6 protein-coding genes and 1 pseudogene are annotated in these 16,920 nt (G+C 70.7%); 3 read left to right on the top strand and 4 right to left on the bottom strand.

The features are described from left to right. Positions 1 to 65 precede the first annotated feature (65 nt). Positions 66 to 1,430, top strand: coding sequence for a cation:dicarboxylate symporter family transporter (locus ACGGCP_RS11985; protein ID WP_392964662.1), 1,365 nt, complete (start codon positions 66 to 68; stop codon positions 1,428 to 1,430). A 118-nt stretch (positions 1,431 to 1,548) separates the two neighbouring features. Further along, complete coding sequence (locus tag ACGGCP_RS11980) at positions 1,549 to 2,037, top strand: hypothetical protein (protein WP_392964660.1); 489 nt, start codon at positions 1,549 to 1,551, stop codon at positions 2,035 to 2,037. Positions 2,038 to 2,097: 60 nt separating this feature from the next. On the opposite strand, the pseudogene ACGGCP_RS11975 reads toward ACGGCP_RS11980, so the two are convergent. Further along, positions 2,098 to 2,271: pseudogene (locus ACGGCP_RS11975) on the bottom strand (TetR family transcriptional regulator); the annotation flags it as partial. A 10-nt stretch (positions 2,272 to 2,281) separates the two neighbouring features. Continuing rightward, positions 2,282 to 2,752, bottom strand: a complete 471-nt coding sequence (locus tag ACGGCP_RS11970; RefSeq protein WP_392964657.1) for a MarR family winged helix-turn-helix transcriptional regulator — start codon at positions 2,750 to 2,752, stop codon at positions 2,282 to 2,284. 92 nt (positions 2,753 to 2,844) lie between these two features. On the opposite strand from ACGGCP_RS11970, the gene ACGGCP_RS11965 reads away from it, so the two are divergent. After that, a complete protein-coding gene (locus ACGGCP_RS11965) occupies positions 2,845 to 3,264 on the top strand; it encodes a RidA family protein (RefSeq protein WP_392964654.1) in 420 nt (139 codons plus the stop codon). A 44-nt stretch (positions 3,265 to 3,308) separates the two neighbouring features. Here ACGGCP_RS11965 and ACGGCP_RS11960 read toward each other — a convergent pair whose 3' ends face one another. Together ACGGCP_RS11960 and ACGGCP_RS11955 are read right to left on the bottom strand one after the other, a co-directional pair. Further along, positions 3,309 to 10,280 carry a DUF5979 domain-containing protein gene (locus ACGGCP_RS11960; RefSeq protein WP_392964652.1) on the bottom strand — a complete coding sequence of 2,324 codons (6,972 nt, stop codon included), beginning with the start codon at positions 10,278 to 10,280 and terminating at the stop codon, positions 3,309 to 3,311. A 186-nt stretch (positions 10,281 to 10,466) separates the two neighbouring features. Next, on the bottom strand, positions 10,467 to 16,838 hold the full coding sequence (locus ACGGCP_RS11955; RefSeq protein ID WP_392964649.1) for a collagen-binding domain-containing protein: 6,372 nt from the start codon (positions 16,836 to 16,838) through the stop codon (positions 10,467 to 10,469). Positions 16,839 to 16,920 lie beyond the last annotated feature (82 nt).

The raw sequence follows: 16,920 nt of genomic DNA, 5'->3' as shown, positions 1-16,920 counted from the left end.
TCGTGACTGGCTTCACAACTCGGTGGAAACTTTCGTCATTCCCCACCTGAACCGAGGAGACGAAGATGTCCACTCCCCCACCCCCGAAGCGGCGCGACCGCACCCACTACCTCTACCTGGCCGTGATCGCGGCCGTGGTGCTCGGCGTCCTCGTCGGCTTCGCGGCCCCGGAGCTCGCCGTGCAGCTCAAGCCGCTCGGCACCGGGTTCGTGGCCCTGATCAAGATGATGATCGTGCCGATCATCTTCTGCACCATCGTGCTCGGGATCGGCTCGGTGGCGAAGGCCGCGAGCGTCGGCCGGGTCGGGCTCATCGCCCTGTGCTACTTCCTGCTGATGTCGACGTGCGCGCTGGCGATCGGCCTGGTCGTCGGGAACCTCCTGAACCCGGGCTCGGGCATGGACCTCGACCCGGAGGCGGCGAGCACGGCGCAGGAGACGGCGGCCGAGGCGGGCTCGCACACCACCGTCGACTTCCTGCTCGGGATCATCCCCGAGAGCATGGTCTCGGCGTTCACCGACGGCTCGGTGCTGCAGGCGCTGCTGGTGGCGCTGCTCGCCGGGTTCGCGCTGCAGAAGATGGGGAAGTCGGGCGAGCCGATCCTGCGCGGCATCGGGCACCTGCAGCGGCTGGTGTTCCGGATCCTCGCGATGATCATGTGGGCGGCGCCGGTCGGCGCGTTCGGGGCGATCGCGGCCGTGGTCGGCGAGACCGGCTGGGACGCGCTGAAGAGCCTCGCGGTGATCATGTTCGGGTTCTACGCGACGTGCCTGGTGTTCGTCGTGTGCGTGCTCGGCGCGGTGCTGTGGCTGGCGGCGCGGGTCAACCTGTTCAAGCTGCTGCGCTACCTGGGACGGGAGTTCCTGCTCATCGTGTCGACGTCCTCGTCGGAGTCGGCGCTGCCGCGCCTGATCGCGAAGATGGAGCACCTGGGCGTGAGCAAGCCGGTCGTCGGCATCACCGTGCCGACCGGGTACTCGTTCAACCTGGACGGCACCGCGATCTACCTGACGATGGCGACGCTGTTCATCGCGACCGCGCAGGGCCAGCCGCTGGGGCTGGGCGAGCAGATCTCGCTGCTGGTGTTCATGGTCATCGCGTCGAAGGGCGCGGCCGGGGTGAGCGGCGCGGGCATCGCGACGCTCGCGGGCGGCCTGCAGTCGCACCGGCCGGAGCTGGTGGACGGCGTGGGGTTCATCCTCGGCATCGACCGGTTCATGTCCGAGGCGCGGGCGGTGACGAACTTCGCGGGCAACGCCGTCGCGACCGTCCTCATCGGGACGTGGACGAAGGGCTTCGACCGCGACCGGGCGAACCGGGTGTTCGCGGGCGGCGAGCCGTTCGACGAGTCGGTGCTGGTCGACGACCACGTCCCGGCGAACACGTTGCCGCCCAAGCAGGCCCGGCCGAAGGAGTCGGTGTCGGTCTGAGGGCCCGGGAGGCGCGCTACAGGAGTGGCACGATCCTGGGAGGAACCGGTTTGCGATTGCGATCTATGGTTTCCGATGACAGCACCGAACACTTCTCAATCCCGAGGCAGGGCTAGCGATGAGCGAATTCGACACCGTCGAGGACGACTACACCACCGACGGTTACGGAGCCGACTCGGTCGACGAGTTCTCCACCGACGACTCCACTTCGTACACGGAAGACTCGTACACCGAGGACGCCTACACCGACGACTCGTCGGACGACGTCTACACCTCGGTGGCCGACACCGACGTCGACGGCGACGGCGTGAACGAGTCGACCTCGTACGACTACGACGGCGACGGCTACGAGGAGACGATCGAGTCCGACCTCGACGGCGACGGCTGGGTCGACACCGTCACGACGGACGCGGACGGCGACGGCTACTCCGAGACGATCCTCGTGGACACCGACGGCGACACGTTCCTGGACACCGAGGGCACCGACACGGACGGCGACGGCTTCGTCAACACCGTCACGTCCGACACCGACGGGGACGGCTACTACGACACGTACGCCGAGGACAACGACAGCGACGGCAACTACGAGGTCGTCGAGAACATCTAGTCGCAGGCTCGACATGGAAGCCGCCGCACGGCATCGCCGTGCGGCGGCTTCTTCGCGTCTTCAGTGGGCGTGCCGCTCGCCGTAGCGCTCGCGCCAGCGCGGCGCGGCCGCGCCTTCGAGGACCGTCATGACGGCGTCGTGGGCGAGGCGGCCGTCGACGGGCAGGTGTCCGAAGAGGATCCGGTGGCAGGCGGTGGCCGCGAGGAGGTCCAGGAGCAGGTCGAGGTCGGCGTCCTCGCGGAGCTCAGCCGAGGTCTTCGGGGCGGATGCTCAGCTTCGCGGCGATGCGGGCGAGGGCCCGCCGGTCCTCCTCGTCGAGCGGGTCGATGACGTACCGGCGCACCGCGCGGACGTGCACGGGGGCGGCGGCCTCCACGACCGCGAAGCCCGCGTCGGTGAGCGCAGCGATCGTGTACCGCCCGTCGTCGGGGTCGGGCGAGCGCTCGGCCCAGCCGCGCTGCTCGAACCGCTTGACCACGTTGGACAGGCGCGAGAGGGACCCGTTGGCGAGGTAGGCGAGCTCGCTCATGCGGATGCGGCGGCCGGGGGCCTCCGAGATGTGGCTGAGCGTCAGGTAGTCGAAGAGGCTGAGCCCGAACTCCTGCTGCAGCGGCGCTTCGAGCCGCCCGGGGAGCAGCCAGGCGAAGGAGGCGGCACCGGTCCAGGCCGCCTTCTCCTCGGCGTCGAGCCACAGCCGCTCATCGGGTTCGGTCATGGCAGCAATATACCCACGGACCGTGACTTCAAGCTTGAAGTTAAACGTGCTAGGTTGACTTCAAGCTTGAAGTCAACTTTGAGGAGGCCGTCATGGACAAGCCGGAATTCTTCGTCACGCCGGGCGCGGGAGAGAAGCTGGAGGCGATGCTGCACTACAAGCAGGCGTTGCGGATCGGGGACCGCGTCGAGATCTCGGGGCAGGGCGGGTGGGACGACGACCTGAACTTCCCCGAGGACCTCGAGGCGGAGATCGTGCGGGCCTTCGACAACGTCGAGCGGACCCTGGCGACCGCCGGGGCGACCTGGCGGGACGTCGTGCACGTCAACTCGTACCACCTGCCCGACGAGGCGGACACCATCGGCGAGCGGCCCACCCGCGTCATGGCCGAGCAGTTCCGCGAGCGGATGGGCGACCGCGCCCCGATCTGGACCCAGCTCGGGGTCGCCGCGCTCGGCGCGCCGAAGATGCGCGTCGAGATCCGGGTGACCGCGATCCTCGGCCGGGACTGAACGCGAGCGGCCGGTCGGCGGTGCACCGCCGACCGGCCGCTGCGCTAACGCTGCGCGCCGATGCGTCCGCTGACGATCATCAAGATGCCCGCCGCGAGGAGCAGCAGGGCGCCCATCAGGGCAGTGCGCAGGTCGAGGCCGGTGACCGAGAGCGCGTCCGCACTCCAGTAGTTGTAGACCTCGGCCTCGTCGCAGGCCGCCGCGTCGCAGGCGGTCACTTCGAAGTCGGCGGTGTCCTCGCCGTTGACCTCGATCGCGGTGTCATGGGCGCCGCCGTCGTCGGTCTCGCTGAGCGAGCAGGCCGCCCCGGCGGGCAGGCCGGTGTACGTGACCGTCTCGCCGCCTTCGATCTCGCGGGACGCGCCGCCGGGAACGTCCACGGCCACCCTGTCGCCGTTCACATCGCGGGTGCAGACCAGCTTCACCGTGAAGGTCCGGTCCGCGTACTCGGCCGCGTCCGCGCCGGACACGTACTTCTCGACGGCGAGGCCGCCGAGGTCGAAGCGGTTCGTCACGGTGAGGTCGGCCTGGGTGCGCGGGATCCTGACGGTGTCGCCGTCGCCGGTGCCGCCGGAGATCACCGTCTCGGTCGCGCCGCCCGTGGCGGTCTCGGTGAGGACGCATTCGGAGCCGATCGGCAGGCCGTCGTAGACCGCCGGTTCGTCCACTGAGTACTCACGGGTCGGGCCGCCGGGGATGTCGACGCCGACGACGCCGACCCCGGTGTCGAAGGTGCAGTCCAAGGCGACCTCGAACGGTCCGGCGCCGTACAGCTCGGCGCCGTCGCCGGTGACCTCCTTGACGACCTGGAGCGAGCCCGCGCCGAAGGCGTTGACCGCGTAGATCGTCACGGGCCTACCGGAGTCGACGGCGACCGACCTCGGCAGGACCACCGAGAGGGACGCGCCGCCGTCGTTGGTCTCGGTCGCCTCGCAGGTCGCGCCCGCCGCCACGTCGTCGATCCGCGCTTCGAGCGGCTGGCCGCCGCCGAGGCTGAACTCGCCCTCCCAGACGACGCGGCTGCCGCTCGCGTCGTCGAGGGTGCAGGTCACGTCGATGATGAACGGCCCCTCGTCGATCGGGTCCTGGCCCGGCCCGAAGACGCGCTTCTCGAGCAGGACCTGCCCGGCCTCGTAGGCGTTCGTCACGGTCGCCGTGTTCGCAGTCGCACCGTTGTCGTCGGGCGACAGCGTGATCGGCGCGGTGGCCCCGTCGACGACCACGGGCGTGTCGGTGCCGCTCACCGTGGTGACGGTGGTGCTCGCGGCGTCCATCGTGTCGGTCTCGGTCACGGTGCACTCCGCACCGGCTGGCAGGCCGGTGAACTCGGCCTGCTCGCCGTCGTCCAGCGCGGCGGTCATCGGGTTCGCGGCGCTGTAGCCGGTGCCGTAGACGGCCTCGCCGAGGAAGGTGCAGGCCACATCGATGGTGAACGGCCCGTAGGTGATCGGGTTGCCGTCGGCGTCCTTCGCGTCCGTGGTGACGGTCTTCTCGACGACCAGTCCGGCCGCGTCGAAGACGTTCTCGGCTTGGATCACCAGCGGGTCCTCGGTCTCGCGGACCACGTTCACGGTGGTCGCGGTGAACGAGGTCGCGCCTCCGGCGTCGTCCTCGGTCACGGTGCACTCCGCGTCGTACGGCAGGTCCGTGACGACGGTGGTCTCCCCCGGGGTCACGGTCTGGGTCGCCTTGTCCCCCAGCGGGACCTCCCCCTCGACCCAGGTGCCCACAGCGGACGTGCACTGCAGGTTCAGCGTGAACTCGTCGGGCGCGTACGCCGCGCCGTCGCCGGTCACGGTCTTCTCGATCGCGAGGTGCCCGGTCGCGAGCGCGACGCCGACCTTGGATCCCTCCGAAGGCAGCACGGTCGCCTCGGTGACCCGCCCGGACTCGTCGGTCACGGCCGCGTGCGCCTCGGTGTTCCAGGCGATCGTGTCCGCCCCGGCGGTCTCGGAGTAGTGCGGTGTCGTGGTGGTGAGCTCCCAGGTGAGGACGTCGAGCGGCTCGAACAGGTCGTCCTCGGGGAACGTGATCTCGTAGCGCAGCCCGGTGACGCTCTTCAGGATCTCCTCGGTGTAGGCCGGGCCGCCGTCCTGCGGCGACGGCGTCCACGAGCCGTCCGGGCAGCCGTCGACCGAGACGCACGGATCCGGGTCGTCGGTCCACTCGTACAGGATGTCGGTCCCGGCCGGGGCGCCGCTGACGATCTCGGTCGTGCCCTCGAACAGCGGCCGCCACTGCGAGCCGCGCGGCGTCGGGTTGATGCCGCCCGTGTCCCCCACGGCCGGAAGCTGGTCGACGCCGATGACCTTGGTCATGGCCACGTTGCCGGTGTTGGCGATGTTGGCCCGCCAGATGTGGTCGCCGCCGGGCTTGGTGATCGGGACGCACGGCTGCACATGGAAGCCCTGGTCGTTCTCGACGCAGTCCTCGGCGGGCACGTCGTCGGAGACCGAGAGCTCGCCGAGCTCGTCGTCCACGGCGCGGACCATCTTCACGCCGCGCAGCGACGCCGTCGTGGAGACGGTGACGGACGCGGACGCCTGGCATTCGCCGGTCGCCGCGTCGAGCGTGCCGTCGCACTCGTCCCAGGCGCGGTCGCCCGTGACGCCGAAGGTGTTGGCCACCAAGGTGTCTCCGGCGAGGCCCGGGCGGATCATGAGCTGCACGGTGATCGTGTAGACCTGGCCGACCTCGAGCACGGTGCCTTCGGGGAAGGTGAACACGATCTGCTCGACGTCCCCGGTGATGTCCGTGGTGACATCGGCCGGGTCGGTCGGCATCGCGGTCCCGTTGGCCGGGTCCGGCGCGGAACCGGTGAGGGCGTAGGAGAACGCCCCGTCGCCGCCGGGGTTGTCCTCCGGGTCGAACATCAGCTGCGCGCCGTCCGCGTCGGTCGGGAGCACGTCCCGCACGACCGGGTCGACGATCGCGCGGTCGCCGGTGTTGGTGACCTGCAGCGTGTACGGGAGGGCCTGGCCCGGGGGCTTGACGCCGCCGTTCGCCGCGCCGTCAGCGAGCTTGACCACCGAGACGCCGTTCACCGCGTGCTTGTAGCGCACCTGGGCGTCAGCAGTGTCGGTGTCGCTGATCGACTGCCCGCCAGAGGTCGCGCTGGTCGCCGTCACCTCCACGGTGTTCGAGGCGACGCCGGGCTCGGTCTCGCCGGGCGCCGGGTCGTTCGCGGCCAGGTCGCTCGGCACCGGCCCGCCGGTCCGCATCTCGTCGCGGCGGGTCAGCTGCACGTTCACCGCCTGCAGCGGGTTGTGCGGGTTCTCCCAGATGTCGCCGTCGTCGCGGGTGAACATGAAGCGGAGGCCCTGGACGTCGGCGGCGGCCACCCCGTCCGGCAGTGCGGGGGCCGTCCCCGGCGTGCCCTCGGTCCAGGAGCCGCCGGTGACGGTGACGCCGTCGGCTCCGGCCGTGTAGGTCGCGCCGGTGAACGCGTCCACCTGGACGCGGTCGATCGGCGCGGCGAACGAGAAGTCGCCGAACCCGGCGAAGTCGTACTGGTTCCACAGCTTCGGCTCGTCATCGGTCACGGTCATGTACTCGGTGCGGGTGTCGCCGTCGGGCTGCCCAGTGAGCTGCATGGTGACCGGCCCGTTCGAGGGCTCGGTGATCTCGTTCGGGCTGAACGACTTCCCGGCCGTGACCGAGATGTCGAGCGGCGCGAGCTCGATCTGGGCGTCGTCGGTGTCCGTGGGCGCGTCGTCGGCGGTGCCGCCGAGGTCGGCCACGGTGACCTGCGTGTCGTTCGTGATCGGCGAGTCCGCGAGCGTCACGGCGTCGCCGCTGGAGCGGTGCTCGGCGCGCAGGCGCGTGTCGAACACGAGCGTCGCGGTCGCGCCCGCGTCGATGCGGCCGGTGTTGCGGAAGGTGACTCCGACGACGCTCGCCAGCTGCGCCTCGGTCAGGGCGAGGGCCTCGTCGACGGTCCACTCGATCGCCGAGCCGTCCTCGTAGGTCAGGACGACCGCGGCGGTCTCGGTCCCTGAAGCCGGTGTGGCCGTGACGATGTCGGTGATGTCGAAGACGTCCATCGGGTCGGTCGTGAGCGGGTCGGCGATCCGCAGCTCGTCCACTTTGGCGGCCGTGTTGTTGGTGCCCTCGATCGTGATCCGGCCCGACGGGTAGTCGTCCGGGTCGGTACCAGCGGGCGGCAGACCGAGCGGGCCGCCGGTCCACTCCTTCGTGACCTCGGTGTTCAGCGGCACGTCGATGATCGTCACGTCGTCCGAGTCGGCGTCGGTCGCGACCTGCGTCCCGTCCTGGTAGCCGGTGGCGCGGGCCGTGTCGAGCACGTCGCCGGGCGAACCGGCCACGTTGTACTCGCGCGAGCCGAGTGCCGGGTCCGGCGTCGACTGCGGGTCGCGGACCTCGTCGCGCACCGCGAACGTGAGCGTCACGAGCCGGTCGTCGCCCGAAGAGCGCGAGACACCCGAGCCGACCTGCGGCAGCGTCGGGTCGGTGCCGATCCGGTCGGCGCGCGTCGGGCTCTCGACGAACACGAGCCGCACGCCGGTGGTCGACTCCTGCTCGGCGTCGGTGAGGGTCAGGCCGGGGAAGGTGCCGTCGCATGCGCCCGGGCAGGGGTCGTTCGCGGCCTGCACCCAGGCCGAGCCGTTCCACAGCTCCACGGTGGAGACGGCGTCGTAGGTGAGCCAGGGGTCCTGCGCGGCGCTGATCGCCGGGATCGCGACCAGGTCGAACGCGTTGAAGAACGAGTCGGCGACGGCCGTCGTCTCCGGGTCGGCCACATCGGACACGACGACCTCGTCGAGACCGGAGTAGCCGCCGGTGGACCAGTGCAGCTGCGCGTCGATCTGCTGCTGGGAGCGCGCGACCACGGTGGTGCCCGCGCCCGGGGTCGGCTCGACGAAGTTCTTCGACATGAGGTCGCCCTCGCCGGGCGTGACCGGCGTGAGGGTGACGATCGGACACGGGTCGGGCACGACGGCGGTGCCGCTCACCTCGTCGGTGCTCGCGGTCGCCCCGGCGCAGTCGCTGATCTCGTCCGCTCCCCCGGCCGCCGCGCCGGAGCCGTCGCGCTTCTGGTCGCGCAGCTCGGCGGTGAAGTTGGGCTGCACCGAGGTCCCGGGCGGGAAGCCGTCGGGGTCGTAGTAGTCGAAGCGCAGACCCTGGACGTCGTCCCGGATCGACGCGTCGATCGGAATGTTCACGACATCGGGGCCCGCCAGGTCCTGTGCGCCGGGCAGGACGAGCCACTGCGAGCCGTCCCAGTAGTAGATCGTGAGGGTCGCGCCCGCCGGGATCGCGGTCTGCGTGATCGCGATGGCGTCGAACGAGTTCCAGAACTCGTCGGGCGACGGGTTCGGCGGCACGGTCGGCGGGTCCTGCACGATGAAGTGCGTCGCGTCGGTGGACGAGGCCGGGAACGGCTCGATCTGCGCCGGGAGCTCCACCACGGTGGTCTCGCCCGCGACGGACAGGATCTCGTCGGGCGTCATGCTCTTGTCCACGTCGACCGCGAGGCGGGCGGCGATCGTCGTCAGCGAGGCGGTCGCGGTGTCCGTGGCGGTGCGGCCGCCGCGCGCGACCTCGACGAGGACCTGGTTGTCGTGCAGCACTTCCTCTTCGACTTGGTCCGGGTCGGTGTCCACGGTGAAGGGGATCGTGGCGACAGCGCCGGCCTCGATGTCGCCGGTGAACACCACGGAGAACCCGGTGACCGTGCCCGTGGGCGCGGGCAGCGTGTCCGCGGTGGTCGTCGACAGCGTCTCGGTCGTGCCGTCGTCGTAGGTGTAGGTGATCTCGGCGCTCGTGGCGGTCGCGGGCCAGACCACGCCGTCGGTGAAGCCGGTGAAGGTGAGGCCGCTCGTGAACGGGTTCGACGCGGCGGCCGGGTCGGGTTCGGTGACGGTCATCGTATCGACCGGCGTTCCGGCGTTCGTGCCGGTCAGCGTGACTGTGCTCGGCTCGCCCGCAGGAACTTGGTCCGGGTCGAAGGACTTCGCGGCACCGGCCGTGATCTGCTGCGGCGTCAGCACGTACGTGTCGCTCGCGTCGCCCGTGGCGGTCTCGCCGTCGGCGGCCACCTCGCTCTGGACGGTGTTGGTGAGCGTGGTCTGGGCGGTCAGGTCGACAACGTTGTCGCGCTGTTCGAGCTGCAGTTCCACCGATGCGCTCGCGCCGATCGGCAGCGGGTCGCCCGAGGAGGCCGTGAACGTGAACCGCAGGCCCATGACGGCGTCCGCGCTGACACCGGTGGGCAGCGCGGCGGTCGCGGCCGGGGTCCCGTCGACCCACGCCGAGCCGGTCCACGCGTCGACCTGGACCTGGTCTGCCCCTTCGGGGAAGGTGACCGCGCCGAACCCGGTGAAGGCGAGGTACTCGAAGGGGTTGCCGCTCGCGGACGGGTCGGTCGGGTCGGTGATCCGCAGGTAGTCCACTTCGGCGTTCGCGTCGTTCGTGCCGGTGAGCGTCGCGGTCGCGGTGGTGCCGGGCTCGGCGACGGCCTGGGCCGGGTCGATCGACTTCGCGGCGGAGGCCGCGAGGTCGAGGGGCACTTCGGGGGTGACGTCGGCGCTGGCTGGCTTCGGGTCGGCGTTGTCGGCGTCCACGGTGGCAGTGTTGGTGACCGGGACGCCGTTGGCCGAGTAGGGCAGGTCGGGGTCGGCGCGGACCTGGATCTGGATCTCGGCGGTCGAGCCGCCGGGCATGCCGACCGCTCCGGCGGGGACCGACAGTGCCTCGGTGAAGGTGACCGTGACGTTCTGGCCGTCCACTGCGGCGTCGGCGTCCACGCCGCTCACCTGCGGCGTGCCCTCGATGAGGAACTCGTCGGGGACGGGATCGGTGAGGACCGCGTCCACGCAGCCGTCGGTGCCGGTGCAGCTCACCTGGATCGTGTAGGTGAAGGTGCCGCCAGGCTGCACGGTCGCGACGGAGGCTTCCTTCGTGATGAGGAAGAAGGCCTGCTCCTGCGCCATCGCCGGGAGCGACGGGACGAGCACGAGGCCCAGAGCGAGTAGGGGGACCAGGACTGCCTGCAACGCGCGCTTACCCGCCGACCACATGATTTCCCGCGCCCCCGAACCGCTCATCACCAGCAAAAACCACAGATGGTAAGCACGCTAACACTGAGAGACATGGAGTTCGGGCATTCGGCGCACGCGGTTCGGATTGTCGACAAAGCACGGTGCGGCCCGCCCGCCGGAACGGACGGGCCGCGCCTGTCGCTACCGCCCGGCCGGACGCCTGCGGCTCGCCAGGAGCGCCAGCGCTCCGAGCGCGACCAGCAGGACGCCGAGTGCCATGACGCCGTTCGATTCGCCCGTGACCGGCATCGCCTGGCCGTCGTCGCCCGGCTCGCCGGGCGCTCCCGGCTCGTCCGGCGTGCCCGGGGTTTGCGGCGTGCCCGGGGTGCCCGGTGTGTCCGGGGCCTGGTCGACGACCTCGACGTGGTCCTGGACCTCGCCCGCGCCGCCGTAGCCGACCGGGCTGATCGCCGCCACCGCCTCGGTGCGGTCGGCCATCGCTTCGGTGAACGGCGAGGCGGCCTCGCCCCTGGCCGGAGCCGGAGGCAGTTCGCCGAACAGCCGCAGCCGCGAGTGGAACGTCCCCGAATCGGGGACCGTTGTGGTCCAGCGCAGTTCGTACATGCCCGTGCCGGACCGGGCCGGGACGGTCACCCGGGCGTCCTCCCAGCCCTCGTGGTCGCCGTCGCGGTCGAAGTCGATCCAGCCCGCCAGGACCGCGTCGGCCGCACCGGTGTTGGTCGCCTCCACTTCGGCCACCACCTCGGTGCTGCCGACGAACGCGCCGCTGAACACGACCGCGTCGTCCGCGTCGCCGGTGGCGTCAGGGGTCGGGTTGCCGTCCTGGTCCACCGTGATCGTGCCGCCGATGCGGAGCGCGTCGGTGATCTGGTGGTAAGCGCCGTCGTCGCTCGCGCTCGTCTGGTAGCGGTCGGGCGCGTCGCCGAAGTCGTGCTTGTCCGCGTCAACCTCGACCTCGCACGGGTCGCAGGTGCCGCTGGGCGGGCCGGCGACGGCGTTGCGCATCAGGCCGTCTCCGGCGGGGAACGGGTTCCCCAGCGTCACCGAGTAGGTGATCGTCACCGTCTCGCCCGCACCGACATCGCCGGTCCAGGTCAGGAGCGCGCCGTCGAAGTCCACTGCGGAGTCGTCGGAGGCGGTCGCGTCGCCGTTGTAGACGGCGTCGTCGAGGACGCCGGTCAGGTCGTCGGTGAGCGTGACGCCCGGGTAGTCCGCCTCGCCGCGGTTGGCGGCCGTGATCGTGTAGGTCACGGTGTCGCCGGCCGCGGCGGTCGCGGTGTCGGCGGACTTGCTCGTGACGAGGTCGACGCTCGGAACCCTGGTGGTGCAGGCCGGGTCGCCGCTGTCCTCGGCGCAGTTGGTGCCCGGAGGGCCGGTGACGGTGTTGACGAGGACCGCGTCGCCGCCCGGCGGCGTGTCCACGGTGACCGAGTAGGTGATGGTGACGGTCTGGTCGACCGCCACGTCGCCGGTCCACACGAGCTCCGGCACCTCGTAGTCGATGTCGCCCGAGTCCGCTTGGGCGTCACCGTTGTAGGCGGCGTCGTCAAGGACCTTCGTGAGGTCGTCGCGGACTTCCGCGCCCGTGTAGGCGGTCTCGCCGGTGTTGGTGATCGTGACGGTGTAGTCCACGGTCGCTCCAGGCTGGAGCGGCCACTCAGGTGCGCCGTCGTTCGACTTGGCGATCTCCAGGACCGCCACGGGAGTCTCTGTGGTGCAGGCGACGCAGGTGGAGCCGCCGGGCCCGACCAGCGCGTTCGCCAAGACCTGGTCGCCCTCGTCCGGGTCGTCCACGGTGACCGAGTAGGTGATCGTCACGGTCTGCCCGGCCGGGACGTCACCGGTCCAGGTCAGCGTGTCGCCGTCGAGTACCGCGCCTGCGGTCGCGTCGCCGTTGTACGTCGCATCGTCGAGCACGCCCGACAGGTCGTCCGTGACCGTCGCGCCCGTGTAGTCGGCCTGGCCGGTGTTCTCGATTGTCACCGTGTAGACGACGGTCGAGCCGGGCCGGACCGGTTCGGTGTTTGCCTCGGCGGACTTGCGCAGTTCGAGCCGCGCGATCGGGTCCGCAGTGCCGCAGTCCGGGTCGCAGGTCGAGCCGTCCGGTCCGACGAGGCCGTTGACGAGCACGAGGTCGCCGCCGGGCGGGTCGTCCACGGTGACGGAGTACGTGATCGTCACGGTCGCACCGGCCGGGACGTCACCGGTCCAGGTCAGCGACTCGCCCTCAAGCACCGCGCCCGCTGTCGCGTCGCCGTTGTACGTCGCGTCGTCCAGCACGCCCGACAGGTCGTCCGTGACCGTCGCGCCAGTGTAGTCGCCTTGACCGGTGTTCTCGATCGTCACGGTGTAGGTGAGCGTGCCCCCTGGCGTGAGCGGAGTCGCCGACGCCTCGGAGGTCTTCGCGATGACGAGCCTGCCGAGCGGCACCTCGGTGGTGCAGCCGGTCGAGCAGTCGGAGCCGGGCGCGGTCACGGTGTTGACGAGCTCGCCGTCGCCGCCCGGCGGCGAGTCCACAGTGACGTGGTACGTGATCGTCACCGTCGCGCCGACAGGGACCGGTCCCGTCCACGTGAGGTTCGGTGCGGTGTAGTCGAACGCGCCGCCGGCGCCGCCGTCGGAGGCGTCGTCGCCGTAGACCGCGTCGTCGAGCACACCGGTCAGGTCGTCAGTGACCGCGGCCGCCGGGTAGGCGACCGCGCCGGTGTTCTCCACGGTGACCGTGTACTCGACCGTATCGCCGGGTTCGGCCTGGGTCGTATTGGCGGACTTGGTGATCGCGAGCCCCGCGTCGGCCACGGTGACAGGGTGGTCCTCGATCTCCCCCGAGTCGCCGAAGCCGCCGGTGGGCTGCGGATCGGCCACGGTGCCTTGGTAGAGGCGCAGGCGCGCGAACGTGTCCCCGGCGGTCGGGCTCAGCCCGGTCCAGCTCAGGTCCACCGAAGTCGCCCCGGCCGGGACGGGCACGGTGGCGCGTTCGTCGGCGGTGAACTCGCCGTCGCCGTCGAAGTCGATCCAGCCCGCGAGCGTCCCGGCAGAGTTGAGCTCATTGTTCACGGCGACCTGCACCGTGTAGGAACCGGTGACCTCGCTCAGCTCGGGCCAGGCCGAGACGCCGTCGTCCTCGTCGCCCGTGGCGTCGAGCGGCTGTCCGAACACGGTGGCGCTGGCGTCGGCCTCGGCGGTGACCCCGCCGCCGATCGTCAGCCGCTCGTCGAAGTGGGCGCGCGGGCCGCCTGAGTCCTTGTACGTCCCATAGGAGTCGGGAGCGTCGCCGTAGTCCCACGCCGAGAGGCAGGACCCGGAGTCGACGCCGGAGACGGGGCTGGACTCGGCGACCTTCACCGGGTTCCCGATCTGGCCCTGGGTGATCGGCGCGGAGGCGGTCGACGCGGTCAGGTCGAGCTGGTAGATGTCGCCTTCGTTGTTGCGGAAGGCGTAGAGGTTCCCGGCCGCGTCGAAGAACGTCCCGCCGTACGCGGTCGCCGCGAACTTCGGGCCGAAGCCCGTCCACTGGCCGGTGGCCGGGTCCATGCGGACGAGCGCGCCGTTGTCGACCCGGACGCCGTAGAGGTAGCCGTCCTTCGGGTGCATCGCGAGGTCGGGCACGTTGTCGACGTCGGGCGACGGGGTCGCCGTGGCGAGCCTGGTGCCGTAGGTGTCGCTGCGCGGGTCCAGGTCGATCGTGTGGAAGCGGTTGTTCTGGTAGTCGTAGTGGTAGAGCAGCTTCCCGTCGAGGGAGGCCGAGACGGCGTTGCCCGCGATGTTCGCGGGCAGGCCCGTGACCGCCTTGCTCGACTTCAGCGCTCCGGTGACCGGGTCGTACCGCTTGATCGTGTAGGGCGAGTCGACGGCGATGATCGAGCCGTCGACCGGGCTGTACGTGATGCCGTAGGCGGCGGTGGCGAGGTCGGCGATCTTCGTGGTCTCGCCGGTGCCGAGGTCGAACCGGTCGAGGCTGGTCGAGCCGTTCGCGGTCGTCATCAGGTAGGCCTCGTCGTGGCAGACCGGCGGGGTGTCCACGATGGTGCGGGTCGTGCAGTCGGGGTCGGTCGAGCCGGCTTCGCAGTTCGAGCCGGGCGGGCCGACGACCGTGTTCTGGAGGACGGTGTCGCCGGTGTCGGGGCTGTCGATCGTCACCGAGTAGGTGATGAGGACGGTCTGCCCGGCCGGGACGTCGCCGGTCCAGGTGAGGACCGTGCCGGTGAGGTCGACGGGGCCGCCGTCGGAGGCGGCGGCGTCGCCGTTGTAGGTCGCGTCGTCGTCGATGCCGGTCAGGTCGTCCGTGACCGTGGCGCCGGTGTAGTCGGCGGGGCCGGGGTTGTGGACGGAGATCGCGTAGTCGACGGTGTCGCCGGGCTCGTAGGTCGAGGCGCTCGAGGCGTTCTTGGCGATCTCGATGTCGGACAGTGGAACCGAGGTCGAGCATTCGGGCGCTGGCGATCCCGGCGGGCAGTTCGAGCCGGTGATCGTCGAGGTGACCGCGTTGGTGAGGACGCCGTCGCCCGTGGCCGGGTCGTTCACGGTGACCGAGTAGGTGAGCTTCGCGGCTTCGCCGGGGTCGAGGTCGCCGGTCCAGGTGAGGTTCGGCGCGAGGTAGTCCGCCGTGCCCGCGGTGGCGTCGGCGTCGTCGTTGAAGACCGCGTCGTCGAGGACCGCGCTCAGGTCGTCGGTGACGGTGCCGCCGGTCAGCACGGTCTGGCCGTTGTTGACGATGTCCACGGTGTACTCGACGGTCTCGCCGGGCGAGGCGTTCGGGTCGTCCACGGTCTTGGTGATGTCGATATCGGGCGTGTCGACCGGGTGGCTCGTGGTCTCGGTCGCGACCGTCTCGGTCTCGTCGATCGTGGAGTCCACATAGGTCAGCGTGCCGGTGTTCTCGACGGGGCCTGGCGCGGCGTCGGGGTCCACCTCGACCTGGAAGGTGACGGACCAGGTCTCGCCGCTGGAGACGGTGCCTCCGGCGGTCTCGCTGAGCGGGGTGCCGACCGCGACCTTGACCTGGGAGCCGTCGAAGCCGACCGCGTCCGTGACGGCCTTGGTCTTGCCGTCAGGGTCGGTGCGCGTGATCGAGCCGGGCACGAACGCGGTACCGGCCGGGATGGGGTCGCTCAGGAACACCTCGGTGGCGGGGACGCCGCCGCCGTGCGTGGCCGTCACGGTGTAGGTGATGGTGTCGCCCGGGTCGACGGCGGTGCCGGTGGCGGGGACGGAGGTCTTGGCGGCGCCCATGCACGGCTCGGTGCCGAACTCGATGCCGTCGAGGAAGTTGCCGATGGCGGGGTTGCCGCCCGCGGCCGACACGGATTCGAACGCGAAACGCGTGGTGGTCTGGCCTTCGGGCACGGTGTACGAGCCGGTGTAGTGCTTCCAGGCCTTGCCGTCGGCGATCTCGGCCTTGGTCTGGCCGTTCGGGATCTGCGGGGTGAGCTGCGCCGCGGGGTCGCCGATGATCACGCGCATGGTGTCGGTGCCGTTGCGGCCGCGGTGGTAGAGGCCCCAGTTCAGCGACTGGCCGGGGGTGGTCGGCAGGTCCTGGTAGAGCGTGGAGACCTCGTAGGCGTTGAGTTCGGCGAACTGGGTGCCTTCGGCGGCGGGCACGCCGTTGAAACCGTTGGCCCAGATCTCCATGAGGTTGTCGGTCGCGTTGGTCTCCCAGCCGGGGACCGCGGTCTCGTTGGGGTAGTTGACGCTCTTGTTCTTGTAGTCGGGCAGTTCGAAGTCGCCGTTGGCGAGCGTGACCGGTGCGGCGCACGCGTCCTGCTCGGCGGGCGGAGCGGTGGTCGGAGCGGCGGGCTCCTCGGCCTTCGCCTGGGTCGGTTCGGCCTCGGGTTCCGGTGCCTCCTGGGGCGGCACATAGGGCTCGCGTTCCGGGTTCACGCCGGCGGCGAACGGATCGGCATGGATCTCGCCGCCCTTGAGCACCACCCGCTCGCCGACGACCGCGCCGTCGACGTCGGTGCGGACCTTCACCTTGGCGCGCGGGGCGTAGATCGTGCCGGTGGCGGGCCCGCCTCCGGTGACCACGAGGTCATCGGTGTCGGCGAAGTTCCAGATGATGTGACTGGAGTAGGCGCTGCCCGCGTCGGGCACGTCCCACTTGAACGCGCCGGGGGCGTCCACGTTGACGATCAGCGGGGCGTCGGCGCTGGGCGGCTCGGTGAACCACAGGCGGTCGAGGGCGTTGAGCGCGTCGCCGGTGAGCGTGAGGCAGTTCGTGCGGCCGGGCCGGAGGTCGGCGGTGCCGTCGTTCAGGATCTCGTCGGCCTCGCAGCCGGCCATGCGGTCGGCGCGGTCCTTGAACGAGGAGAACAGTGCGTCGAAGTCGAAGTCAACGTCGGCATCGGCCTCGGCCGGCGCGGGGAGGTCGAGCACCGCGTCCTTGTAGGACAGCAGGCCCGCCCCGTGGCCGCCCGCGAGCGGTTCGAACCCTGAGTCGGCAGCGGCCGGTCCGGCGAGCGGACCGGCCGACAGGACCGACGCGGCCATGGCAACGGCGATGAGCGCACCCGCCCTTCGCTTCCAGGTCTTCGTGTTTCGCTTCAGTTCCACTTGCGAGCTGACCACGCCGCCCCCGACCGCATCGACTACTGAATGCTGTCACGTTATTACACAATGTGGTCAAACCGCTCTA

It is taken from the genome of Glycomyces sp. NPDC048151 (assembly GCF_043202775.1).
GTDB lineage: Bacteria > Actinomycetota > Actinomycetes > Mycobacteriales > Micromonosporaceae > Glycomyces.
The sequence above is the reverse complement of the archived record's forward strand: the minus strand, read 5'-3'. Positions and strand labels throughout refer to the sequence as shown.